General features: G+C 34.5%; 25 protein-coding genes. 20 read left to right on the top strand and 5 right to left on the bottom strand.

The genetic code is table 11. From position 1 onward, the window contains the following. Position 1: 1 nt before the first annotated feature. A complete protein-coding gene (uvrB, locus tag NYG92_RS03495) occupies positions 2–1,972 on the bottom strand; it encodes an excinuclease ABC subunit UvrB (protein WP_289233538.1) in 1,971 nt (656 codons plus the stop codon). A 115-nt stretch (positions 1,973–2,087) separates the two neighbouring features. Between uvrB and NYG92_RS03490 the strand changes: the two genes are divergently transcribed. The 20 genes from NYG92_RS03490 to ftsZ all read left to right on the top strand — a co-directional run bounded on the left by NYG92_RS03490 (position 2,088) and on the right by ftsZ (position 19,322). Then, positions 2,088–2,318, top strand: coding sequence for a hypothetical protein (locus tag NYG92_RS03490; protein ID WP_082200334.1), 231 nt, complete (start codon positions 2,088–2,090; stop codon positions 2,316–2,318). Then, a complete protein-coding gene (locus NYG92_RS03485; protein WP_082200335.1) occupies positions 2,308–2,568 on the top strand; it encodes a hypothetical protein in 261 nt (86 codons plus the stop codon). The genes NYG92_RS03490 and NYG92_RS03485 overlap by 11 nt, the downstream gene beginning before the upstream one ends. Next, positions 2,558–2,986 carry a type II secretion system protein gene (locus NYG92_RS03480; protein ID WP_289233537.1) on the top strand — a complete coding sequence of 143 codons (429 nt, stop codon included), beginning with the start codon at positions 2,558–2,560 and terminating at the stop codon, positions 2,984–2,986. The genes NYG92_RS03485 and NYG92_RS03480 overlap by 11 nt, the downstream gene beginning before the upstream one ends. Beyond that, positions 2,983–4,821, top strand: coding sequence for a primosomal protein N' (locus tag NYG92_RS03475; protein ID WP_289233536.1), 1,839 nt, complete (start codon positions 2,983–2,985; stop codon positions 4,819–4,821). Before NYG92_RS03480 ends, NYG92_RS03475 begins: the two co-directional genes overlap by 4 nt. 9 nt (positions 4,822–4,830) lie before the next feature. Further along, positions 4,831–5,463: a leucyl/phenylalanyl-tRNA--protein transferase gene (aat, locus tag NYG92_RS03470; RefSeq protein WP_027304110.1), complete on the top strand. Its 633-nt coding sequence runs from the start codon at positions 4,831–4,833 to the stop codon at positions 5,461–5,463. Positions 5,464–5,623: 160 nt separating this feature from the next. Beyond that, complete coding sequence (locus tag NYG92_RS03465) at positions 5,624–6,409, top strand: HrcA family transcriptional regulator (RefSeq protein WP_289233535.1); 786 nt, start codon at positions 5,624–5,626, stop codon at positions 6,407–6,409. Continuing rightward, entirely contained in the window at positions 6,406–6,903 is a 498-nt protein-coding gene (gene grpE / locus NYG92_RS03460) for a nucleotide exchange factor GrpE (protein WP_289233534.1), read from the top strand. The genes NYG92_RS03465 and grpE overlap by 4 nt, the downstream gene beginning before the upstream one ends. Before the next feature lie 21 nt (positions 6,904–6,924). Further along, positions 6,925–8,787 (top strand): molecular chaperone DnaK, encoded by a 1,863-nt coding sequence (gene dnaK / locus NYG92_RS03455; protein ID WP_082200341.1) that lies wholly within the window; start codon positions 6,925–6,927, stop codon positions 8,785–8,787. A gap of 88 nt (positions 8,788–8,875) precedes the next feature. Next, positions 8,876–9,430: a CheB methylesterase domain-containing protein gene (locus NYG92_RS03450; RefSeq protein WP_289233533.1), complete on the top strand. Its 555-nt coding sequence runs from the start codon at positions 8,876–8,878 to the stop codon at positions 9,428–9,430. Continuing rightward, a complete protein-coding gene (locus NYG92_RS03445) occupies positions 9,430–10,227 on the top strand; it encodes a CheR family methyltransferase (protein WP_289233532.1) in 798 nt (265 codons plus the stop codon). The genes NYG92_RS03450 and NYG92_RS03445 overlap by 1 nt, the downstream gene beginning before the upstream one ends. Before the next feature lie 114 nt (positions 10,228–10,341). Further along, positions 10,342–11,070, top strand: a complete 729-nt coding sequence (locus NYG92_RS03440; RefSeq protein WP_027304105.1) for an amino acid ABC transporter ATP-binding protein — start codon at positions 10,342–10,344, stop codon at positions 11,068–11,070. A gap of 22 nt (positions 11,071–11,092) precedes the next feature. Continuing rightward, complete coding sequence (locus tag NYG92_RS03435; protein ID WP_270984784.1) at positions 11,093–11,866, top strand: transporter substrate-binding domain-containing protein; 774 nt, start codon at positions 11,093–11,095, stop codon at positions 11,864–11,866. Position 11,867: 1 nt separating this feature from the next. After that, on the top strand, positions 11,868–12,620 hold the full coding sequence (locus NYG92_RS03430) for an amino acid ABC transporter permease (RefSeq protein ID WP_004276970.1): 753 nt from the start codon (positions 11,868–11,870) through the stop codon (positions 12,618–12,620). A 2-nt stretch (positions 12,621–12,622) separates the two neighbouring features. Next, the gene (locus tag NYG92_RS03425; RefSeq protein ID WP_004274889.1) at positions 12,623–13,282 is read left to right on the top strand and encodes an amino acid ABC transporter permease; all 660 of its coding nucleotides are present in this window, start codon (positions 12,623–12,625) and stop codon (positions 13,280–13,282) included. A 76-nt stretch (positions 13,283–13,358) separates the two neighbouring features. Then, positions 13,359–14,288, top strand: coding sequence for a ribose-phosphate pyrophosphokinase (locus NYG92_RS03420; protein ID WP_289233531.1), 930 nt, complete (start codon positions 13,359–13,361; stop codon positions 14,286–14,288). A gap of 1 nt (position 14,289) precedes the next feature. Continuing rightward, positions 14,290–15,039 (top strand): NAD+ synthase, encoded by a 750-nt coding sequence (locus NYG92_RS03415; RefSeq protein WP_270977054.1) that lies wholly within the window; start codon positions 14,290–14,292, stop codon positions 15,037–15,039. After that, positions 15,039–15,950, top strand: coding sequence for a tetraacyldisaccharide 4'-kinase (locus NYG92_RS03410; protein ID WP_270977055.1), 912 nt, complete (start codon positions 15,039–15,041; stop codon positions 15,948–15,950). The genes NYG92_RS03415 and NYG92_RS03410 overlap by 1 nt, the downstream gene beginning before the upstream one ends. Then, positions 15,937–17,331 carry a threonine synthase gene (gene thrC, locus NYG92_RS03405; protein ID WP_289233530.1) on the top strand — a complete coding sequence of 465 codons (1,395 nt, stop codon included), beginning with the start codon at positions 15,937–15,939 and terminating at the stop codon, positions 17,329–17,331. Before NYG92_RS03410 ends, thrC begins: the two co-directional genes overlap by 14 nt. Next, positions 17,328–18,047 (top strand): 3-deoxy-manno-octulosonate cytidylyltransferase, encoded by a 720-nt coding sequence (gene kdsB / locus NYG92_RS03400; protein ID WP_289233529.1) that lies wholly within the window; start codon positions 17,328–17,330, stop codon positions 18,045–18,047. The genes thrC and kdsB overlap by 4 nt, the downstream gene beginning before the upstream one ends. Positions 18,048–18,212: 165 nt before the next feature. After that, complete coding sequence (ftsZ, locus tag NYG92_RS03395) at positions 18,213–19,322, top strand: cell division protein FtsZ (protein ID WP_289233528.1); 1,110 nt, start codon at positions 18,213–18,215, stop codon at positions 19,320–19,322. 23 nt (positions 19,323–19,345) lie between these two features. Here the strand turns inward: ftsZ and NYG92_RS03390 are convergent, their stop codons facing one another. From NYG92_RS03390 to NYG92_RS03375, 4 genes are read right to left on the bottom strand one after another with little or no spacing between them, the layout of a single operon-like run. Next, a complete protein-coding gene (locus NYG92_RS03390) occupies positions 19,346–20,149 on the bottom strand; it encodes an adenylosuccinate lyase (protein WP_214145119.1) in 804 nt (267 codons plus the stop codon). Beyond that, positions 20,118–20,870: an arginyltransferase gene (locus NYG92_RS03385; RefSeq protein ID WP_270965989.1), complete on the bottom strand. Its 753-nt coding sequence runs from the start codon at positions 20,868–20,870 to the stop codon at positions 20,118–20,120. The genes NYG92_RS03390 and NYG92_RS03385 overlap by 32 nt, the downstream gene beginning before the upstream one ends. Beyond that, positions 20,870–21,097, bottom strand: a complete 228-nt coding sequence (locus tag NYG92_RS03380) for a hypothetical protein (RefSeq protein WP_027304095.1) — start codon at positions 21,095–21,097, stop codon at positions 20,870–20,872. Before NYG92_RS03380 ends, NYG92_RS03385 begins: the two co-directional genes overlap by 1 nt. Continuing rightward, positions 21,097–22,542 carry an acetyl-CoA carboxylase subunit A gene (locus NYG92_RS03375; protein WP_289233527.1) on the bottom strand — a complete coding sequence of 482 codons (1,446 nt, stop codon included), beginning with the start codon at positions 22,540–22,542 and terminating at the stop codon, positions 21,097–21,099. The genes NYG92_RS03380 and NYG92_RS03375 overlap by 1 nt, the downstream gene beginning before the upstream one ends. Positions 22,543–22,581 lie beyond the last annotated feature (39 nt).

The raw sequence follows: 22,581 nt of genomic DNA, 5'->3' as shown, positions 1-22,581 counted from the left end.
ATTACAAATCCTTAAGCTTTTTAATCTCATCTCTTAAAGCTGCAGCCTTCTCAAATTCCAAATTTTTAGCCGCTTCAAGCATTTCTTTACGCAGTTCTTTTACTATTTTTGCTCTTTCACTTGCTGGCATTTTTTCTAGCTTCGCACTTTTTCGGTAAATCTCACCCATATCTTCATTTTTAAGACTTTGTTCTAAATTTCTTTTGACTGAAGTGGGGGTGATTTTATGCTTTTTATTGTATTCTTCTTGAAGTTTTCTACGCTCATTTGTAATATCCATTGCCTCTTGCATTGATTTTGTGATTTTTTGACAAAAAAGCAAAACCTTACCATTAACATTTCTAGCAGCTCTTCCCATCGTCTGTATCAGGCTTGTGGTGCTACGCAAAAAGCCCTCTTTATCCGCATCCATTACAGCTATAAGTGAAACTTCGGGCAGGTCAAGCCCCTCTCTTAGTAAATTAATGCCTATAAGCATATCAAATTCCCCGCTCCTAAGCCCACGGATAAGCTCATTACGCTCAATCGCATCAATGTCTGAGTGCATATATTTGACCCTAAGCCCAAGCTCTAAATAATAGCGACTTAGCTCTTCAGCTAACTTTTTTGTAAGCACCGTAACTAAAATTCGCTCATTTCTTGCTATGACTTTTTTAGCTTCATCATAAAGAATTTCCACTTGATTACCACTATCTTTTAACTCAATGATAGGGTCAAGCAAACCCGTAGGACGCATAATTTGATGAAAGATATTTTTCCCACTTAGCTCAAGCTCTAAAGGTGCTGGAGTGGCAGAGACGAAAAGAAATTGACAATTTTTGTGAATAAATTCATCAAACATTAAGGGACGATTATCAAGGGCGGAGGGCAAACGAAAGCCATAATCAACCAAAGTTTGCTTTCTACTTCTATCCCCAGCAAACATTCCACGAAACTGGGGTAAAGACACATGACTTTCATCAACGATGACTAAAAAAGGGCGTTTTTTAATCGCATAATAATCAAAAAGCGTGTAAGGAGTTTGTCCTTCTTTAAGTCCTGTTAAATGTCTTGCGTAATTTTCCACGCCCTTACACATACCCGTGCTTTGCAACATTTCAAGGTCAAATTCCACCCTTTGCTTAAGGCGTTGATACTCCACAAGCTTGTTTTCATTTTCAAAATAAGCAAGGCGAGAATTTAGCTCTTCTTTTATCTCTTTTATCGCCTCTTTAAGTCTTGCCTCACCTACGCTAAATTGACTTGTAGGATATAAAATAAAGCGTTTTAAATCTTTTGTTTTTTTATTCTCTAAAACATTATAATGATAAATTCTCTCCAAATCATCGCCAAAAAACTCAAGCCTTACCACCTCATCCTCATAATAAGCAGGGTAAATATCGACTATATCACCATTAACACGAAAATCTGCCCTATCAAAAAAATTATCATTGCGTTTATAGCCCATATCTACAAGCTTTTTAAGCAAATCTTTTTGAGAAATTTGCATATTTTCCTCAAAAATCAAAACCATCCCCTCATATTCACTAGGATTTCCTAAGCCATAATTTGCCGAAACAGAAGCGATACAAACTACATCTTCATAGCTTAAAAGCGAAGCTGTGGCACTTAGCCTTAAACGCTCTAAGTCTTCATTAGTCGAGCTATCTTTTTCGATAAAAACATCAGTGCGTGGGATATAAGCTTCTGGCTGATAATAATCATAATAAGAGATGAAATATTCTATATGATTGTGTGGGAAAAAACTTTTAAATTCGCTATAAAGTTGAGCGCAAAGGCTTTTATTATGACTCATAATTAAAGTAGGCATAGCAAGTTCTTTAATCACATTTGCCATTGTAAAGGTCTTACCACTACCCGTAACGCCGAGTAAGGTTTGATATTTATGCCCAGCTTTAATACTTTTAATTATACCTTCAATCGCTTCTTTTTGGTCAAAACTTGGCTTAAATTCGCTTTGCAGTTGAAACATCTCACACCCTAAAAATAAAGCAAAATTGTAGAAAAAAAAACTAAAATAAAAATAAATCATTAAATTTAATTTGCTAAAATGGCAAAATCATTTAAAATTACAAGAAGGCAAAATTATGTTTGATGAAAAAATTATTAACACAATGACAGACAAGGTTAATGAATTAATCGAAAAATACAACGAAGTCTGTGAAATCAATGAAAATTTAAGAAATGAACTCGTAAGCGTCAAGGCACAAAATGAAGCCAAAAGTAATCAAATTCTACGCCTAGAAGAAGAGCTTAAATCTCGCAATATAGAAAGCGAAGATATTTATAAAAAAATAGAGGCTGTTCTTGGCAAATAATCTCAAACAAGTTATCATCAACATTTCCGCAAAGGATTTTGTTATTAAATGCAGTGATGAATTTGCGGATTTTTTAGAAGATGATATTGCCCTACTTTCCAATGGCACAAAGAAAATGGAACTTAAAAGTTTTGTTGATGCCTTTGTAAAAAAAAGCTATCAAAACTATACTTTGCAAAAAAAATTGCAAAAACTCATCAAAACAATGAATGAAAATTTAAACACCACTCCCTTGAAAAATGAGCCTTAAAAAAGCCTTTAGTCTCCTCGAGCTTGTTTTTGTCATCATTATCATCGCCATTTTAACAGGAATCGCTCTGCCCTACCTCAACCAAAATAAAGAAGAAGCTAAACTTTTAAAACTTAAAATGGACTATGAAATGCTAAATTCTGCTCTAAGCTTAATGCGAAATGAGGCGGATTTGAAAAATTTAAGCTATATCAATGAACTAGACAAGGCACAAATTTTAAAAGAAAATGAAAGTTTGTTTTATTGTCAAAACTGCTCTTTTAGTCTTTTAAGTAGCCCTATTTACTCTAGCAAAACAGGCTGGATAAAAAGTGGGATTAATCAATACCGCTTTTTTCTCAACCCTCAAAAAAGTGTGGAATTTATCTATGAAAATGGGCTTTTAAAATGCCTTAAAAATTGCAAAGAGCTTTTATGAAATACTATGAATTAGCCATTAAGGGCTTATATTTAGATAATCTTATCTTTCAAAGTGAAAGTGAAATTTCTCCTTTAAGTGAGGTTATTGTTGATTTAAAAACGCGTAAAAATTGCAAAGCTATAGTGCTAAAACAATGCGAAAAACCAAACTTTACCACAAAAGACATTAAAGAAATCACGCCCCTTAGTTTAAGCAAAGAGCAATTTATCTTAGCGGAGTTTATAAGCCATTACCACTCTTCTAAACTCGGCTTCACTCTTTCTCTTTTTGAAAGCTCAAAACCCTACCAATGCGAAATTTTTAAAGCCAAAGACTCCCCTACCCTAAGCCCGAAACAACAAGAAGCCTTAAATTTCTTAAAAACACAACAATCCGCCCTACTTTTTGCAGATACAGGGAGTGGCAAAACAGAAATTTACATCACTCTCATCAAAGAGAGTTTAGAAAAAGGGCGTCAAGTGTTACTTTTAATGCCAGAAATTTCACTCACTCCGCAAATGCAAAAACGCCTTAGTCTTTATTTTGGTGAAGATTTTTTTATGTGGCATTCTAAAATTTCTAAGAAAAAAAAGAAGGAAAGCCTTGAAAAATTTAATGAAGGTAAAGTTCTTTTAGTCGCTGGGGCGCGTTCGGCTCTTTTTTTACCTTTTAGAAATTTAGGGCTTATAATCGTTGATGAAGAGCACGATAATTCTTATAAGGCTTCTAATAAGCCTTATTATAATGCAAGAGATTTGGCTCTTTTTTTGGGAGCAAAATTAAATATTAATGTCGTTCTAGGCTCTGCTACACCGAGCCTTACAAGCTTTTATAAACAAAAACATTTTAGATTAAAAGGCACATTTTTTGAAAGTAAAAAGCACTTTTTGTATGATGAAAATGATTTAGCTCTCACACCTATGCTTTTAAATGAGCTTGAAAAAAGTTTAAACAATCACAAACAAGCCATAATCTTTTTACCTAACCGCGCAAATTTTAGGCAAATTCTTTGTAAAGATTGTGGTTCTAGCATAAGGTGTCCTTTTTGCTCCATAGCGATGAGTTTGCATAAAAAGAAAAAAATGCTTAAATGTCATTATTGTAATTTTAGCACCATCATCAATTTCTCCTGCCCAAACTGCAATGGCACTATGTTAGAAGCTAAAAAAATGGGCACAAGCGAGCTATGTGAGCTTTTACAAAATACTTTTAGCGAAGCAAAAATAGCCAAATTTGATAGAGATGAAATTACAAGCGTTAAAAAACTCAACGCCCTTTTAAAAGACTTTAATGACCATCAAATCGACATCTTAGTCGGCACTTCTATGCTTGCGAAGGGACACGATTATCATAGTGTGGATTTAAGCGTCATTATGGGCTTAGATGAATTTTTAATGCGACCTAGCTTTAGAGCGAGCGAAGAGTGTTTGGCTTTAGCGATGCAAGTGGCTGGAAGAGCTGGTAGAAAGGGTGAAGCTAGGGTTTTACTTCAAAGTAAAAATAAGGCTTTTTTTGAAAGATACATTGATAATTACGATACCTTTTTGCAAGATGAACTAGAATTTAGAAAGGAGCTTTACCCACCATTTAAAAGGCTTTTAAGACTCATTATAGAAGATGAAAGCGAGACAAAAGCAAGAAGGCTTTGCGAAAGTCTCGCCTTAGAATTTAAAGAGCTTAAAAGCGTGGAGCTTGTAGGTTACGGCGCTTGTGCGATTGAAATGCTTCATCTTAAATTCCGCTTTTATATCCTTTTAAGGAGCCATACGCATAAAAATCTTATTAAAATCCAAGAATACGCTCTAAATTTTCCTACTATAAGTGCCGATATTGACCCCATAGACTTTTCCTAAAGGACCAATTTGCTTAACGAACTTTTAAATGCTCCCAAAGACGCTCCTGTTTTTTTAAGTCCTAAGCTTGAAGAAGAATTTCTCCTAAAAGCTTATATGGCAGGGCTTTTTCCTTGGACGACTAAGCCTGTTAATTGGTGGTGTCCCGATCCTAGATGTGTGCTAGAACCTTACCAAATTCATATTCAAAAAAATATGAAAAAAGCTCTAAATCTTTATGAGATAAGACTGGATTTCGATTTTTTAAGCTTAATCACACTTTGTAAAAATGCAAGAGTTAGAAGCTGGATCGATGAGGAATTTATACAAATTTATCATAATCTTTTTAAAAGAGGCTATGCACACAGCCTCGAACTTTATGAAGGAAATGAGCTTGTTGGCGGTATTTATGGACTAATTATCGGCAAAATGTTTTTTGGAGAAAGTATGGTAAGTCTTAGAAAAAACGCTTCTAAAATCGCTATGATAAAACTTTGTCAGCTTTTGGAACCTTATGATTTTTTAATCGACTGCCAAGTGCATAATAAGCACTTAGAATTTATGGGAGCAAAAAATATCAGCAGAAAAGAATTTTTAAATATACTTGATGAAAAATGCCACAATCCCAGTGGCTTTAATGCTTTTAAAGATTTGCTTACTTAAATTTTAAATCTTTATATATTTTGACTAACTAATCTTTAGTCTTATAGACTAAATTAAATTAAATAATTTTTTTTATATTATACTTGACAAAATAACACTAAATGTTATATAATACTCTTAGCAATCAAAAATAAGAGTGCTAATTTAAAGGATAAAAGCGATGAGAAGCCAAAGTAAAAGAGACTTGATACTTGAGTCCATTATTGAAGCCTATTTGTTAGATAATACGCCCATAGGTTCAAACGAACTCAATTCAAATCTTTGCATTCCCGCTTCGACAATAAGAGTTTATCTTAAAAGACTAAGTGATGAGGGCTTAATCACTCAAATTCATATCAGTAGCGGTCGCATTCCAGCTGTAAAAACAATGCAAACTTATTGGCAAAATGAGCTAAATATTAGCGAGGAATTGCAAATAAAAAATACGGATTTTTTACGCACTTTGAGTGAGGAATTTGAAATTTATTGCCTTGCTTATGAGGGGCGTGAATTGATTTTAAAAGAAATTTGTAACTTAAATGACCGCTTTATTGTTTTGGATTTTGGAGCAAATGAGTTAGCTTTAAAGTATCAAAAAGAAAGCTATGGTTTTCTTAAAAGTCTTGTAGGGCTTAATATTTTTGATATAGAAAATATAGCCATAAAAGTGCATTTTTATGAGTTGGTAAAAAAAATTTCCACTCTTAAAAAAAGTTTAACTTGTTATAGAACAAACGAAAAAAAAGCTTATCAAATTTATCAAAACGATGAATTTGTTAAGCTTTTAGACTGTGAGATTCATCACTATTTTAGTGAAAATTTGCAGTTTGAGCCTTTATTTAAAGAAGGCTTTATGGGGCTTAAAATCGATACAAATTTTTTAGGAAAACAAGCCAATCTTATCGTCGCTGGCAGTGTTTATACCAATTATAAAAAAATCCTAAAACAAATCAAGGAGGTAGCGTGAGCGAAGAAGAAAAAATAGAAGAACAAGCAAAAGAAGAGCTTGAAAACGAAACGGAAGAAAAAGACTATGAAGCAGAATACAACGCTTTAAAAGACCAATATTTAAGAGCAAATGCCGAATTTGAAAACATCAAAAAGCGTCTTGAAAAAGAAAAAATCAACGCTATGGCTTATGCAAACGAAGGTTTTGCTAAAGATTTGCTAGATGTTTTAGATGCTTTAGAAGCGGCGGTTAAAGTCGAAGCAAATGATGAAGTAAGTTTAAAAATCAAAGAAGGAGTGCAAAATACTTTAGATTTATTTTTGAAAAAGCTTGAAAAGCACGGAGTTAAAGAGATAGAGGCGGCTTGTGAGTTTGATCCAAATTTACACGAAGCTATGTTTCATATAGAAAGTGCCGAACATCAAAGCGGAGCTGTGGTGCAGGTGCTTCAAAAGGGTTATAAACTTGGTGAAAGAGTAATACGCCCTACAAAAGTTAGTGTTGCAAAATAAATTTAATTAAAAGGATAAAAAATGGCAAAAGTTATAGGTATAGATTTAGGAACGACAAATTCTTGTGTCGCTGTGTATGAGAGAGGGGAAAGTAAAGTTATCCCTAATAAAGAGGGTAAAAATACTACTCCTTCGGTCGTTGCCTTTACCGATAAAGGCGAAGTTTTAGTCGGTGATAGTGCTAAGCGTCAAGCGGTAACAAACCCTGAAAAAACAATTTATTCTATTAAAAGAATTATGGGTTTAATGATAAATGAGGACGCAGCTAAAGAAGCAAAAAATCGTCTGCCTTATCACATTACCGAAAGAAATGGGGCGTGCGCGATTGAAATCGCTGGTAAAATTTACACTCCGCAAGAAATTTCAGCTAAGGTTTTGATGAAGCTTAAAGAAGATGCAGAAGCCTTTTTAGGTGAAGCGGTGGTGGATGCGGTCATTACCGTGCCTGCGTATTTTAATGATGCTCAAAGAAAGGCAACAAAAGAAGCAGGGACAATAGCAGGGCTTAATGTGCTAAGGATTATCAACGAGCCTACCTCAGCAGCTTTAGCTTACGGGCTTGATAAAAAAGATAGTGAAAAGATTGTCGTGTATGATTTAGGTGGAGGGACTTTTGATGTTACCGTGCTTGAAACTGGGGATAATGTCGTAGAAGTTTTAGCTACAGGTGGTAATGCCTTTTTAGGGGGCGATGATTTTGATAATAAGCTCATCGACTTTTTAGCGGAGGAATTTAAAAGCGAAAATGGCATTGATTTAAAAAATGATGTGATGGCTTTACAACGCCTTAAAGAAGCGGCAGAAAACGCTAAAAAAGAACTAAGCTCGGCTAATGAAACAGAGATAAACTTACCTTTCATCACAGCAGACGCCTCAGGTCCTAAGCATTTAGTGAAAAAAATCACAAGAGCTAAATTTGAAAGTATGATAGAAAAACTCGTTAGCGAAACCATCACTAAAATTAATGAAGTCGTTAGCGATGCAGGGCTTAAAAAAGATGAAATCAAAGAAATCGTTATGGTCGGTGGCTCTACGCGTGTGCCTTTGGTGCAAGATGAAGTGAAAAAAGCCTTTGGTAAAGATTTAAATAAATCAGTCAATCCTGATGAAGTCGTAGCCATAGGAGCAGCAATTCAAGGTGCGGTTATTAAAGGCGATGTTAAAGATGTGCTTTTGCTTGATGTAACACCTCTTTCTTTAGGCATAGAAACACTTGGTGGTGTGATGACTAAAATCATCGAAAAAGGCACAACCATACCAACTAAAAAAGAACAGGTTTTCTCCACAGCAGAGGATAATCAAAATGCCGTTACCATCAATGTCTTGCAAGGTGAGAGGGAATTTAGCCGCGATAATAAAAGCTTAGGAAATTTCAATCTTGAAGGAATTCCACCGGCTCCACGCGGTATGCCTCAAATCGAAGTTACTTTTGACATTGACGCTAATGGAATTTTAACCGTTTCGGCAAAAGATAAGGCTACAGGTAAGGCGCAAGAAATTAAAATCACAGGCTCAAGTGGCTTAAGTGAAGAAGAAATTAATAATATGGTTAAAGACGCCGAACTTCACAAAGAAGAGGATAAAAAACGTAAAGAAGCGGTAGAAATGAGAAATCAAGCTGATTCTTTAGCACATCAAGTAGAAAAATCCCTTAATGAACTTGGCGAAAAAGTGGCGGAGGAAGATAAAGCTAATATCCAAAAAGCTCTTGATGATTTACGCGAGACGCTTAAAAATGAAAATGCAAGTAAAGAGGAAATTGAAAGCAAGATGAAAGCTTTAAGCGAAGTCTCTCATAAATTAGCCGAAAATATGTATAAAAAAGATGAGGGTGCAGATACAAAGAAAAAAGATGATGATGTCATCGACGCTGAAGTCGAGTAAGCTTAAAGCCCTAAAATGATTAGGGCTTTTCTACCAAATTTTAAATTTTCTATGTTAGAATTAATCCTTTAAATTATTAAGGAAAGAGATGAAACTTCTTCTTATAGGTTCTTCGACAGGGGGACCAAATCAACTTAAGTTTTTACTAAAAGATTTAAACATCAAAAACACTTGCGTCGTAATCGCTCAACATATGAGTAGCAATTACCTATCCTCTTTTGTCAATAAATTTAACGAAGAAAGTGTCAGTGAAGTTTGTTTGCTTGAAGACAAGGAACTTTTGGGGAATAAAATTTACATTTGTAAAAAAAATACTATCCTTACAGGAAATCTCTCCCTAGTCGCTTTATGGCAAGATGTTGAAAGCGCCTTTAAACCTAGTGTTGATTTGCTCTTCCGCTCAGCCGTAGATTTAGCCAAAACTAATAAAATTCTAGCCGTTGTATTAACAGGAATGGGAGATGATGGAGCCAAAGGACTACTCGAGCTTTATAAAGCCGGAGTAAGGTGTCTATGCGAAAATGAAACAGATAGTATCGTTTATGGTATGCCAAAAAGGGCAAAGGATTTAAATCCTAACCTAAGACCGATGAGCTTAAAAGAAATCAAAAGCGAAATTACTCGCTTCATAGAGGAAGATTAATGCAAATAAACAAAGAAGAAAAAATACATTTTAGCGACCTAGAGCTTAATGAATTTATCAAAATCATCAATGAACTTAGCGGTATGGATATACAAGATAAAAAAACAACCCTATCATTAAAACTCCCAAGCTTTCTTCAAACTATGAAAATTAAAAATTTTGCTGAATTTTTAGCAAAAATTAAAGTCAATAGAATTCTAAGGCAGGAAACCTTAGACTTTGTTACCATAGGGGAAACATATTTTCATAGGGAATTGGCACAACTTAAAGACATCGCTTTTTACATTAAAAGTTTAGATAAAAGAACGAGCGTTTTAAGTGTGCCTTGCAGTAGTGGGGAGGAAGTGTATTCTATAGCGATGCTAGGAGCGCAACATTGCATTAAAGATATGTATGTGGTGGGCGTGGATATTAATTCCAAAGTGATAGAAAAAGCAAAGCTTGGAAAATATCAAGGCAGAACCTTACAAAATTTAAGTGAGCACGAAAAAAGAAAATTTTTCAAAGAAGACAATGGAATTTATACCATCAACAAAAGTGAGCTTTGCCCCTGCAAATTCACTCTTTGCAATGTTTTTGATAATGCTTTTATGCAGCTTGGAAAATTTGATATTATTATGTCAAGAAATATGATTATTTATTTTGATTACGACTCCAAACTTAAGCTTTTAGAACGCTTTTATAGTCTCTTAAGCGATGAAGGTAGGCTTTATATAGGAAGTGCGGATTTGATCCCAGAAAATGTTTATTTTAAAAAAGTCTTTTCTGCTAGAGGGACTTATTATGAAAAAATTTAATTTTTAAATTTGTTTCAAAAAGTTACATTGTAAAATTTAAAGTTACCAAATTCAGCTTTTTTTGTAAAGAAAAATATTAGAATTTCTTAAGTAAATGTTTCAAAAAGGAAAAACTTGATTGAATTAAAAAATGTTAATAAATATTATGGCAAACATCATGTTTTAAAAGATATTAATCTTACCATAAAAGAGGGCGAAAAACTTGTCATTATAGGACCAAGTGGAAGTGGCAAAAGCACAACGATACGCTGTATGAACGGACTTGAAGAGGTAAGCTCTGGCGAAGTCATTGTTAATAATCTCGTTTTAACGCACAAAAATAAAACTGAGATTTGCAGAAAATATTGTGCTATGGTTTTTCAGCATTTTAACCTTTATCCACATATGAGCGTTTTAGAAAATTTAACCCTTGCTCCGATGAAATTGCAAAAAAAGAGCAGAAAAGAAGCGGAGGAAACAGCATATCATTATCTTAAAGTAGTAGGACTTGTCGATAAGGCTAAGGTTTATCCTGCCACACTTTCAGGAGGACAGCAGCAAAGAGTTGCCATAGCAAGAAGTCTTTGCACGAAAAAGCCTTATATTTTATTTGACGAGCCAACCTCAGCACTTGATCCTGAAACCATACAAGAAGTTTTAGATGTAATGAAAGAAATTTCTCATCAAAGTAATACAACTATGGTTGTGGTAACCCACGAAATGGGCTTTGCGAGGGAAGTGGCAGATCGCATTATCTTTATGGAAGATGGTGCCATAGTCGAGGAAAATATCCCTGCCGAATTTTTTAAAAATCCCAAAACAGAAAGAGCCAAACTCTTTTTAGGGAAAATTTTGCAACATTAAACCAAATTTGAAAGGAGAAAAAATGGTTTTAAGAAATTCTTTACTTAAGTTGGCAACTCTTGCCTTAGGAGCAGCTCTTGCTTTCACTTCAGCAAATGCTGGAAAATTAGAAGACATTAAGGCTAAAGGCACTTTAGTCGTGGGCGTTAAAAATGATGTCCCACATTATGCTTTACTTGACCAAAAAACAGGCGAAATTAAAGGTTTTGAAATCGATGTTGCTAAAAAATTAGCTAAGGAAATTTTAGGCGATGAAAACAAAATCAAACTTGTCGCTGTTAGTGCCAAAACAAGAGGACCTCTACTTGACAATGGCACTTTAGATGTAGTCATTGCCACTTTTACAATCACGCCTGAAAGAAAGAAAATTTATAATTTTTCTCAGCCTTATTACCAAGATGCTATCGGTTTGTTAGTCTTAAAAGAAAAAGGCTATAAGTCTTTGGCTGATATGAAAGGTGCTAAAATAGGAGTAGCACAAGCTGCCACAACCAAAAGAGTCATAGGCGAAGCAGCAAAAAAAGCCGGAGTAAGTGTAAGTTTTAGTGAATTCCCAGATTATCCCAGCATAAAAGCAGCTCTTGATGCTAAAAGAGTTGATGTATTCTCTGTGGATAAGTCTATTTTGCTAGGTTATGTTGATGAAAAAAGCGAAATTTTGCCAGATTCTTTCGAACCGCAAGATTATGGTATTGTGAGCAAAAAAGATGATGTAGAATTTGCCGCTTTTATTGACAAATTTGTAGGACAAAACAAAGCACAAATAGACGACTTAGCGAAAAAATGGGGCTTATAATATGAATGATAGTGTAGGCTTTGTAGCTTGGCTAAGGGAGTTTTTTAACTCCCTTGGACTTTATGATGAGGAAAGCATAAGTCCTTTTGCCCTATGGAAATTCCTAGACACACTAGAGCAAACACAAACTTTTATGGATGGTTTTATCTATACACTGCAAGTAAGTGTTTTGGCTTTATTGATAGCAGTTGTTTTTGGCACCATAGGTGGCGTTATGGCGACAAGCAAAATAGCCGTGCTTAGGGCTTACACTAGAATTTATGTAGAAATTTTTCAAAATACTCCTTTAGTTATACAAATTTTCTTTTTATATTATGGTTTGCCACATTTAGGAATAAATTTAGATCTTTTTACAATAGGTGTTTTGGGCATAGGAGCTTACCACGGTGCTTATGTAAGCGAAGTTGTAAGAAGTGGAATTTTAGCCGTTCCAAAAGGGCAATTTGAAGCCTCCGCCTCACAAGGCTTTACTTACACGCAGCAAATGCGTTATATCATCGTGCCACAAACAATCAAAATTATTCTTCCTCCTATGAGTAATCAAATGATAAATCTCATCAAAAACACTTCTGTGCTTTTAATTGTGGGTGGTGTGGAGCTTATGAGCACAGCAGATAGCTATGCGGCTGATTATGGAAACTATGCACCCGCGTATATTTTTGCGGCATTTTTATATTTTATTGTATGTTATCCTTTGGCATATTTTGCAAAATTTTATGAAGAAAAGCTTAAAAAAGCTCATCTAGCGAGGTAAAAATGAACGAAGTTTTTAACGCTCAAAATATCAATTTTTTAATGCAGGGTTTAGCCCTTACGCTTAAAATTGCCCTTGCGACTTGTGTGATTTCTATACTTTTTGGCACTTTTTTAGCTATCACAAAAAATTATGGCGATCGTTTTAGTCGCTTTTTGGCAAGTGCCTATATTGACATTTTTAGAAATACCCCTCTTTTGCTTTGGATGTTGGCGGCTTGTTTTGTTTTGCCTGTATTTTTTGGGCAATTTCCTCAAGCTTTTTGGGGAACTATAGGTTTTTCACTCTATACTAGCTCGGTTATGGCTGAGATTATACGTGGGGGCTTAAATTCTATACCAAAAGGGCAGTTTGAGGCGGCATATTCTCAAGGATTTGGTAAATTTTTTACGCTTTTTTACATTATTTTACCTCAAACCTTTAGACGCGTCGTCCCCTCAATGCTCTCCCAAATCATCACAACCATAAAAGATACAGCTTATCTAGCAGGGCTTGGCATAGCAGAGCTTACCTATAAATCTAAAACCATCTTAGCTAATCTTAAAAGCTTTGAAGAAATTTTAGCCATCATAGGCTTTGTGGCGGGAATTTATTTTGTCATTTGCTTTTCTCTCTCTATGCTTGTGCGTTATTATGCAAAGAAAACTGCTTACGCCCATTAAATTTTATGGGCTTTTTAGCTAAATTTTAAACTTATTAATATAAAATTAAGCCCTAAATATTCCAATAAGGTTAATTATGCGTGGTTATAAAATTTTTTCAGGTTCAGCAAATTTGGAATTTGCCAAGCAAATTTCTAAGTATTTATCCCTACCTTTAAGCGATGCGGGCGTAAAGCGTTTTAGCGATGGAGAAATTAGCGTTCAAATCGATGAAAGTGTGCGTGGAAAAGATGTTTTTATCATACAAAGCACCTGTGCTCCAGCAAATGATAATTTAATGGAACTTCTCATTTTAACAGACGCCTTGCGTCGCTCAAGTGCAAATTCTATTACGGCGATTATTCCTTATTTTGGCTATGCAAGACAAGATAGAAAAGCAAATCCTAGAGTGCCTATAAGTGCTAAACTTGTGGCGGATTTAATCGAAACTGCAGGGATTGATAGAGTTGCTACTATCGACCTACACGCTGGACAAATTCAAGGCTTTTTCAATATCCCCGTAGATAATCTTTATGGAAGCATAGTTTTTAACGATTATATTAAATCTAAGCATTTTAAAAATACCGTAGTAGGAAGCCCTGATATAGGCGGTATCGCAAGAGCCAGAAGTGTGGCTAAAAAACTAGGGCTTGACATCATCATCGTAGATAAAAGACGCGAAAAGGCAAATGAAAGCGAAGTGATGAATATCATAGGTGATGTTAATGGCAAAGATGTTGTTTTGGTTGATGATATTATCGACACGGCTGGCACCATAGTCAAAGCTGCAAAAGCCTTAAAAGAAAAAGGAGCAAATTCTGTTATGGCTTGTTGCACTCACGCTGTTTTAAGCGGTGAAGCTTATGAGAGAATCGCCAAAGGCGACCTAGATGAGCTTGTCATCACAGATACCATTCCCTTAAAAAAAGAACACGAAAAAATTAAAGTCTTAAGCGTAGCACCCATTTTCGCAGAAGTAATACGCCGCGTTTATCATAATGAAAGCGTAAATTCTCTATTTATTTAAGATGGATTGCGAAAAAATTTTAACTAAAATCCAGCATTTTATCCAAGAAAGAGTCGCAAATGCAAAAGCAAAAGGCGTTATTTTGGGGCTTAGTGGAGGTATAGACTCTGCCTTAGTAGCGACCCTATGCAAAAAAGCATTAAAAGATGAAGTTTTCGCCCTTTTAATGCCAACACAACACTCAAACAAGGCAAATTTAAAAGACGCCTTAAAGCTTTGTGAAGACTTAAATTTAAGATACAAAATCATTAATATAGAAACAATTCTACAAGCCTTTTTAAAAGAAAGCGAAATGACAAATCAAATTCGCACAGGAAACTACGCCGCAAGGATAAGAATGAGTTTGCTTTATGATTATTCTGCTCTTAAAAATTATCTTGTCGTTGGCACTTCAAACAAAAGCGAATTAATGCTTGGATATGGCACCATTTATGGAGATTTAGCCTGTGCGTTTAATCCCATAGGTGGGCTTTATAAAAGCGAAATTTATACTCTTGCAAAATATCTTAACTTAGATACAAATTTTTTACAAAAAGCCCCTTCAGCTGACTTGTGGGAAAATCAAAGCGATGAAGAGGATTTGGGCTTTTCTTACGCTTTAATTGATGAGGGATTAAGAGCTTTAGAAAAAAATGACACCTTGCAAATTTCCAAACTAAACCCTCGCTTAATTTCTATGCTGCAAAAACGCACTAAGCAAAATGCCTTTAAAAGAGTGATGCCTCCTATTTTATGCTTAGATGAGTTTTGATGAATTGGCTTGAGCGTTATTTTTTCAGCCCCTCTTTATTTCAAAAATGCCTTGCTTTTGCACTTTTACCTTTAAGTTTTCTCTATGCTTTTATAGCCACTTTAAATTCAAAATTCCGCTCTAAAATCGACTTTAACATACCTATTATTAGCGTAGGAAATTTAAGCTTTGGGGGCAATGGCAAAACCCCACTTTGTAAAGCTATTTCGAGAGAATTTAAAGGCGTTTTCATCGTGCTTAGAGGCTATAAGAGAAAAAGCAAAGGCTTAATGCTTGTCAAACATCAAAATAACATCTTTTGCGAAGTCGCTCAAAGCGGAGATGAAGCTATGGAATATGCCTTTTGTGAGAGTATTGAGGGGGTGATTGTTAGCAAAGATAGAATTAAGGGCATTAAAGAAGCTTTAAAACTTGGTGCGAAAGTTATTTTACTTGATGATGCTTTTTCTAAATTTCACATTAAAAAATTTGACATTTTAGTCGAAGGTAAGCCTCTGCCTTATTTTAATTTTACCTTACCAAGTGGAGCTTATAGACTGCCTCTTTATTTTAAAAAAAAGGCAGATTTTATAGCGAGAGAGGGAGAGGAATTTTACCGCTATTCTTTTGTAAAAGAAAATGTTAAAGCCATTTTGGTTACAGCGATTGCCAAGCCTTATAGACTCAATGAGCATTTTGATAAGGCTAGAGCTTGCTATTTTTTTAACGATCATCATCATTTTACAAAAGAGGAGCTTGAAAATTTACTTAAAAAACATCATTGCCACACATTAATGCTAACTCTTAAAGATTATGTTAAAGTTAAAGATTTTGGCTTTAAGTGTGAAATTATAGAATTAAATGTAGAATTAAGCCAAAATTTTAAAGAACATTTAAAAGCTTATGTGAGGAGTTTTAATGCAATTAATTGAAAGTCAAAATGCAAATTTTAGCATGGATTTTAAAGAGGCTTTAATACACCCAAGCACCCCGCAAGGTGGGCTTTATACTCCTGCTTCTTTGCCAAATTTTAATGGCTATGCTTATAAAAATTTATCCTATAAAGATTTTGCCTTAGAGCTTATTAAAAGCTTTGAATTTGGCTACGAAGAAATTTTTAAAAAAGCCTTAAAAAGCTATGATAAATTTGACGATAAAAACTGCCCTATTACTCTGCGAAAAATAAACGAAAAACTCTATATTAACGAGCTTTACCACGGACCTACACGCGCTTTTAAGGATATGGCTTTACAACCTTTTGGAGTGCTTCTTAGTGAATTTTGCAAAGATGAAAAAATTTTAATTTTATGTGCGACAAGTGGCGATACGGGTCCAGCGACTCTAAAAAGCTTCGAAAATGCCCCAAACATTAAGGTCGCTTGTATGTATCCAAAAGATGGAACGAGCCTAGTTCAAGCTTTACAAATGAGAACGATGAAGGCTAAAAACTTGAAGGTTTTTGCCCTCAATGGAGATTTTGACGAAGCACAAAAAACACTTAAAAATTTACTTGTAAAGCAAGATTTTAAAAAGAATTTAAAAGACTATCAGCTTTGTGCTGCAAATTCTGTTAATTTTGGACGCATTTTATTTCAAATCATTTATCATTACTATGCTGCCGTTCAAATTAATAAAGAGCTTGACATCATCGTGCCTAGTGGAAATTTCGGTAATGCTTTAGGAGCATATTTTGCCAAAAAAATGGGTGCAAAAATTGATAAAATCAAAATCGCCTCTAATGAAAACAAAATTTTGAGCGAATTTTTTAATGAAGGAATTTATGACTTAAGGGGCAAAAAGCTTATAAAAACCATTTCTCCCGCTATGGATATTTTAATCTCTTCAAATATAGAACGCCTACTTTTTGACAAATTTAAAGATAAAAGAACAAAAGAATTGATAACTTCACTTAAAAATCAACATTATTTTAAATTAAAGCAAAATGAATTTGAAAGCTTGAGAGAAGATTTTGAGGCGGATTTTTGCACAGATGAAGAGTGTATGAAATTTATCAAAAATTCAAAAACTCTCATCGACCCTCACACGGCAACTTGTTTTAAACTCTTAAATCAAAATAAAACGCAAATCATTGTCTCAACGGCTGAGTGGAGCAAATTTACCCCAAGTATGATAAAGGCGCTTTACAAAAGACAATGCAGTGATGAAAAAGAAGATATGAAATATATTGCTAAAGAATTTAAAGTGGAAATAAAACCGGAAATTTTAGAACTTTTTAAGCACCGAGAAGAAAAAGTGCAAGGCATAGAAAGTCAAGAAATCGAACAAGAAATTTTAAGGTGGATAAAACAATGATTATAATACCAGCGAGATTAAAATCAACGCGTTTTAAGGAAAAAATTCTTTGCAATATAGGCGGTGTGCCTATGTTTATCGCTACGGCAAAAAGGGCTTCTTTGGTCGATGAAGTTTGCATAGCGCTCGATGATGAAAAAGTGCTTAAAATCGCTCAAAATCACGGCTTTAAAGCAGTTTTAACAAACCAAAATCACGAAAGTGGAACAGATAGAATCAATGAAGCTTGTCAAATTTTAAAGCTCAAAGATGAAGCAATTATCATCAATGTCCAAGCAGATGAACCTTTCATTGAGATAGAAAATTTAAAACAATTTAAAGAATTTAGCGAAACTTATTTAGACAAAGAAGCTTTTATGACAAGTTGCTTTAAGAAAATTAGCCAAGAACAAGCAAAAGACCCCAATTTAGTGAAAGTTTTATGTGATAAATTTGGCTTTGCACTCTATTTTTCAAGAGCAAAAATTCCTTTTGAGAGGGAAAGTTATAAAGAGGATTTTAAGGGGCATTTAGGAATTTATGCTTATAGCGTAAAGGCTTTAAGGGAATTTTGCACCTTTGAAAATTCAAACTTAGAAAAAGCTGAAAAGTTAGAACAACTAAGAGCTTTAGAAAATGGCAAAAAAATCAAAATGCTTGAAATTTCAACGCAAAGTATGGGCATAGATACAAAAGAAGATTACGAAAAAGCACTTCAATTTTATGCAAACAATTAGGAGTGGAAAAAAAATTCATTTTTTGCCTTTAAATTTAACGATAAGAAACAAATATTTGTTAAAATCTTTTTAAAGTTTATTGAGTATAATCCTTGTTTTATAAGTGATGTAAAAATTGCATTTTGCGATATAAAAAGGGTTTTGAAAATCTAAGTAGGAGTGGATATGAGCGAATTTTCTGTCGAAGAAGCACAGCACAATAAAGGTGCAAAAATCAAAGTCATAGGCTGTGGTGGCGGTGGCGGTAATATGATTAATCATATGGTAAAAATGGGACTTAATGATTTAGATCTTATCGTAGCCAACACTGACGCACAAGCGATTTCTAATTCTTTAGCTAAAACAAAAATTCAATTAGGCGAGAAAAAAACGAAAGGTTTAGGTGCTGGAATGTTACCCGAAGTAGGTGCAGAAAGTGCCAGAGAAAGCTTTGAGGAGGTCAAAGCTTCTTTAAGTCAAAGCGATATCGTTTTCATCGCTTCAGGTTTTGGCGGAGGTACAGGCACGGGTGCAACTCCTGTCATCGCACAAGCAGCCAAGGAAATAGGCGCTTTGACGGTTTCTGTTGTAACTATGCCTTTCACTTTCGAGGGTAAGCAAAGAAAAAAACTAGCCGAGGCAGGACTCTTGGAACTCAAAAAAGAAAGCGATTCTATCCTTGTTATTCAAAATGAAAAACTCCTTAGCATTATTGATAAAAAAGCAGGCATTAAAGACGCTTTTAAACTTGTCGATGACATTTTAGCGCGTGCTGTCAAGGGTATGACATCTATACTTTTAGATAATGGCGATATTAATGTGGATTTTGCCGATGTAAGAACCATTATGGGGCATAGAGGCTTGGCATTAATGGGCGTGGGAAGTGCAAGTGGTGAAAATGCCATAGAAGAAGCTCTTAGTAATGCTATGGAGTCTCCGTTACTTGATGGTATGGATATTAAGGGTGCTAAAGGTGTTATTTTGCATTTTAAAACAAGCTCAAATTGCTCTTTATTTGAAATTTCAGCTGCTGCAAACAGCATACAAGAAGTGGTTGATGAAAATGCTAAAATCATCTTTGGTACAACGACTGATGATACTATGGAAGATAGAGTGGAAGTTACCATTATCGCAACAGGCTTTGAAGATAAAACTCAAGAAAATGAAAAAACACACAACAAAAACGCTCCTAAAAAGAATCCTTATCTAAATCTTAAAAAAGTCAGCGGTGGTTACGATGAGGAAATAATGAATCAGTTGGAAACTCCTACTTGGTATCGTAGGCAAATGGATTGATGAACTAACTCATCAATCTCTTATCAAGTATTATTTTTATATAAAGCCTTAAGATTATCATAAGCAATTTGAATTTTTTCAAACTGCTCTCTACAATACGCCCTTTCTATCGCACTTTTATTTTGCTGAAAGTCAGGATGATAAAGCTTCACCAACACAAGATATTTTTGACGAATTTCACTTAAATCGTTTTGTGGGGTGCATTCTAATGTGGAAAAATAATTATTAAAAAGTTTAGCTAAGGCGTTAAATTTCCACTTCATATTTTCAGCCTTGTGGATATTTTGACGAAAATTTTTATATTCTTCTTTGTCGATGTTAAAATCAACACAATATTTTAAATGCTCACTCTCATCAGCAAAAGCTTCAAAAAGCTCCAAAGTGTTTTCATTTTGATATTCTAAACTCACAATGTGTAGGGATTCATCATATTCTTTAAAATATTGTTTAAAATAATTTTTCATATAAGTGATAAAAAGTTTTTCCTTAGAGTTAAATTGCATTAAAATGCTTTTCCCACAAAAACTAACTTTTATATGAAGCATAGGTCTTAAAGTATTTCTCTGCTCGAAATTTAACCTAAAAGTCTTAAAATGTGCATCTTTTAAATCTATGCTCTCATTATGACTTTTGCGATATTTTTGATCAAGAAGCTTTAAAAAATAGCGTCTTTGAGGAATTTCATTTTCCTCAAAAAAAGAAAAAATTTTATTTTTCCTTCCTATAACCTTAGTAAAATTTTTTGTAATCAAATCTTTAAAATAATAAAAAATGGAAATATCGTCCGTATTTACATTAATCGTCTCTAAAGTCTGCACCACTTGCATCATCATACTCCCATAAAGGCAATTTTTCACAAGGCATACTCGTGCCTCTTAAAATTTCTCTAGGTGTATAATCGGCTTTGTAAGATAAAGATTGACACTTTTTTACAAAATATCCTAAATAAATGTATTTTAAATTTCTTTTTTTTGCAAGTTTTATTTCACTTAATAAAGAAAATTTTCCCAAAGAAAATTCCTTATAATTAGGATCATAAAAGCAATAAATGCTAGAAATTCCTCCGTCAAAAATGTCAATTAAATCCACACAAACTAATTTTTCGTCAATATAAAAATCAAGCTCATAACCAAAGTCCATAGCTCCATCAACATACAAATTAAAATATTTATGAAAATTTAAATCATATCTTTTCCAAGCCCTTTTTTTCTCCATAAAGCGGTGGTATTTATCATATAAAAAAAGGTGTTCATTGCTAATTTGCGGAGCTTTTAAAACGATTTTTGTATTTTGATTTTTACGAATGACTCTTCTTTGACTCTTGCTAAATTTAAAATCATTTACCAAAATTCTTACACTCAAGCATTCTTCACACCCCTCGCAAATAGGACGCGAAAAATAGCAACCAAAACGCCTCCACCCCCTATAAACAAGCTCTTCATTTAAGGACTTTGGACAATGCTCTATAAATTTATACTCCGTTTTTATCTTTCTATCTTTAAGATAGGGGCAAGTTTCCTCTAAAGTGCAAAAGCCTATTTCTCGCATTAAATTTTCTTAATATCGGCGTTTTTAAACCACTTATCAAACTCATCGCAAAGCTTTTCTTCTTTTAGAAAAATAGCCCTTAATTCCTCTTCTTCGCTTTTTTCTTTAGCCATACTTTCTAATTCGCTATTTTTAAGACTAACTCCACCTTTTTGCATTTTATTTTTCACGCTTTTTTGCTCTTGCATTTGCTTTTTGATATCTTTAAGACTTTCTAAAAAATCCATCATTTCCTACTTTCTCTAATCTTCTTTAAAGTCGCCGCTATGGCAGCCACAACCTCTTCTTTGTTTTCTTGCTGTCTATCCTCAGTATTTGCCAAAAGTTCATCTAAATGCGTTTCTATAAAAGAAGTATCAAAATACCCTCTTCTAAATTCACGCGTTTTGGTAATGGCGATTAAAAAAGGTATGGTCGTTCTTATCCCATCAATCACAAATTCCTTCAAAGCACGCTCAAGCTTATTTACAGCCAAATCATAGCTGGTCGCTTTAATAATCAACTTTGCAAGCATAGAATCATAAAAAGGCGGCACAACATAATCTTTATAAATATGACTATCCACCCTCACAGATGGTCCTAAGGCTGGGTAATACTCGCCTATTTTACCCGGACTTGGGATAAAATTTTTCCACACATTTTCAGCTGTGATTCTCACCTCTATGGCAAAACCTCTTGGCTTAATATCGCTTTGCTCCAAATCCAAAATTTCCCCATCGGCAATGCGAATTTGACGCACGATTAAATCCACGCCCGTAACTTCTTCCGTTACAGGATGCTCAACCTGAATTCTTGTATTCATCTCCATAAAATAGAACTGATTATAATCATCTAGCAAAAACTCAATCGTCCCAGCATTTGTATAACCCACAGCCTTAGCCGCCGCCACAGCAGTAACTCCCATAGTTTTACGCAAATTTTCAGATATCCCCGGACAAGGTGCAATCTCCACAACCTTTTGATGTCTTCTTTGTATCGAGCAGTCTCTTTCGCAAAGGTGGATAATATTGCCATAATTATCGCCCAAAACTTGGAATTCAATATGACGCGGATTGACAATATACTTTTCCATAAAAACTTCATCATTATTAAAATACGCCAAAGCTTCTCTTTTGCAAGATTCAAAAGCGTTTTTAAGCTCTTCTTCTTGATGCACCACGCGAATTCCCCTACCTCCGCCACCTCCTGAAGCCTTTAAAATAACGGGATAGCCTATCCTCTCAGTCTGTTCTTTAAGCTCTTCTAAAGAAAGATTATTTAATTTTTCTGTCCCCGGCACGACAGGAATGCCATTTTTCGCCATTAAATTTCTAGCGATATTTTTATTACCCATTTTATAAATCACTTCAGATTTTGGACCTATGAAAATGATATTAGCCTCTTCACAAGCCTTAGCAAATTCATAATTTTCACTCAAAAAGCCATAGCCTGGGTGAATCGCATCCGCCCCACAAGCCTTAGCAATTTCAATAATTCTAGCAATGTCTAAATACCCCCGTATCGCATCCGTGCCTATCCTATAAGCCTCATCAGCGATTTTCACATGTAAACATTCTCTATCAGGCTCTGTAAAAACAGCCACACTTTTAATATACAAATCTCTACAAGCACGAATCACACGCACCGCTATTTCTGCACGATTTGCAATGAGAATTTTTCTTATCTTAATCATCAAAACCCCTCAAATAAATTTACTAATTCTAGCAAAATA

The organism is Campylobacter felis (assembly GCF_030250085.1).
Classification (GTDB): domain Bacteria; phylum Campylobacterota; class Campylobacteria; order Campylobacterales; family Campylobacteraceae; genus Campylobacter_D; species Campylobacter_D upsaliensis.
Note: the sequence above shows the minus strand (reverse complement) of the source record. Positions and strands in the feature narration are given on the sequence as shown.

Bases quoted from the DNA above. Each gene is read 5' to 3' on its own strand.
- uvrB (WP_289233538.1), bottom strand. From the start codon at position 1,972: ATGTTTCAACTGCAAAGCGAATTTAAGCCAAGTTTTGACCAAAAAGAA.
- NYG92_RS03490 (WP_082200334.1), top strand. From the start codon at position 2,088: ATGTTTGATGAAAAAATTATTAACACAATGACAGACAAGGTTAATGAA.
- NYG92_RS03480 (WP_289233537.1), top strand. From the start codon at position 2,558: ATGAGCCTTAAAAAAGCCTTTAGTCTCCTCGAGCTTGTTTTTGTCATC.
- NYG92_RS03475 (WP_289233536.1), top strand. From the start codon at position 2,983: ATGAAATACTATGAATTAGCCATTAAGGGCTTATATTTAGATAATCTT.
- NYG92_RS03465 (WP_289233535.1), top strand. From the start codon at position 5,624: ATGAGAAGCCAAAGTAAAAGAGACTTGATACTTGAGTCCATTATTGAA.
- dnaK (WP_082200341.1), top strand. From the start codon at position 6,925: ATGGCAAAAGTTATAGGTATAGATTTAGGAACGACAAATTCTTGTGTC.
- NYG92_RS03450 (WP_289233533.1), top strand. From the start codon at position 8,876: ATGAAACTTCTTCTTATAGGTTCTTCGACAGGGGGACCAAATCAACTT.
- NYG92_RS03445 (WP_289233532.1), top strand. From the start codon at position 9,430: ATGCAAATAAACAAAGAAGAAAAAATACATTTTAGCGACCTAGAGCTT.
- NYG92_RS03435 (WP_270984784.1), top strand. From the start codon at position 11,093: ATGGTTTTAAGAAATTCTTTACTTAAGTTGGCAACTCTTGCCTTAGGA.
- NYG92_RS03430 (WP_004276970.1), top strand. From the start codon at position 11,868: ATGAATGATAGTGTAGGCTTTGTAGCTTGGCTAAGGGAGTTTTTTAAC.
- NYG92_RS03425 (WP_004274889.1), top strand. From the start codon at position 12,623: ATGAACGAAGTTTTTAACGCTCAAAATATCAATTTTTTAATGCAGGGT.
- NYG92_RS03420 (WP_289233531.1), top strand. From the start codon at position 13,359: ATGCGTGGTTATAAAATTTTTTCAGGTTCAGCAAATTTGGAATTTGCC.
- NYG92_RS03415 (WP_270977054.1), top strand. From the start codon at position 14,290: ATGGATTGCGAAAAAATTTTAACTAAAATCCAGCATTTTATCCAAGAA.
- NYG92_RS03410 (WP_270977055.1), top strand. From the start codon at position 15,039: ATGAATTGGCTTGAGCGTTATTTTTTCAGCCCCTCTTTATTTCAAAAA.
- thrC (WP_289233530.1), top strand. From the start codon at position 15,937: ATGCAATTAATTGAAAGTCAAAATGCAAATTTTAGCATGGATTTTAAA.
- kdsB (WP_289233529.1), top strand. From the start codon at position 17,328: ATGATTATAATACCAGCGAGATTAAAATCAACGCGTTTTAAGGAAAAA.
- ftsZ (WP_289233528.1), top strand. From the start codon at position 18,213: ATGAGCGAATTTTCTGTCGAAGAAGCACAGCACAATAAAGGTGCAAAA.
- NYG92_RS03390 (WP_214145119.1), bottom strand. From the start codon at position 20,149: ATGCAAGTGGTGCAGACTTTAGAGACGATTAATGTAAATACGGACGAT.
- NYG92_RS03385 (WP_270965989.1), bottom strand. From the start codon at position 20,870: ATGCGAGAAATAGGCTTTTGCACTTTAGAGGAAACTTGCCCCTATCTT.
- NYG92_RS03380 (WP_027304095.1), bottom strand. From the start codon at position 21,097: ATGGATTTTTTAGAAAGTCTTAAAGATATCAAAAAGCAAATGCAAGAG.
- NYG92_RS03375 (WP_289233527.1), bottom strand. From the start codon at position 22,542: ATGATTAAGATAAGAAAAATTCTCATTGCAAATCGTGCAGAAATAGCG.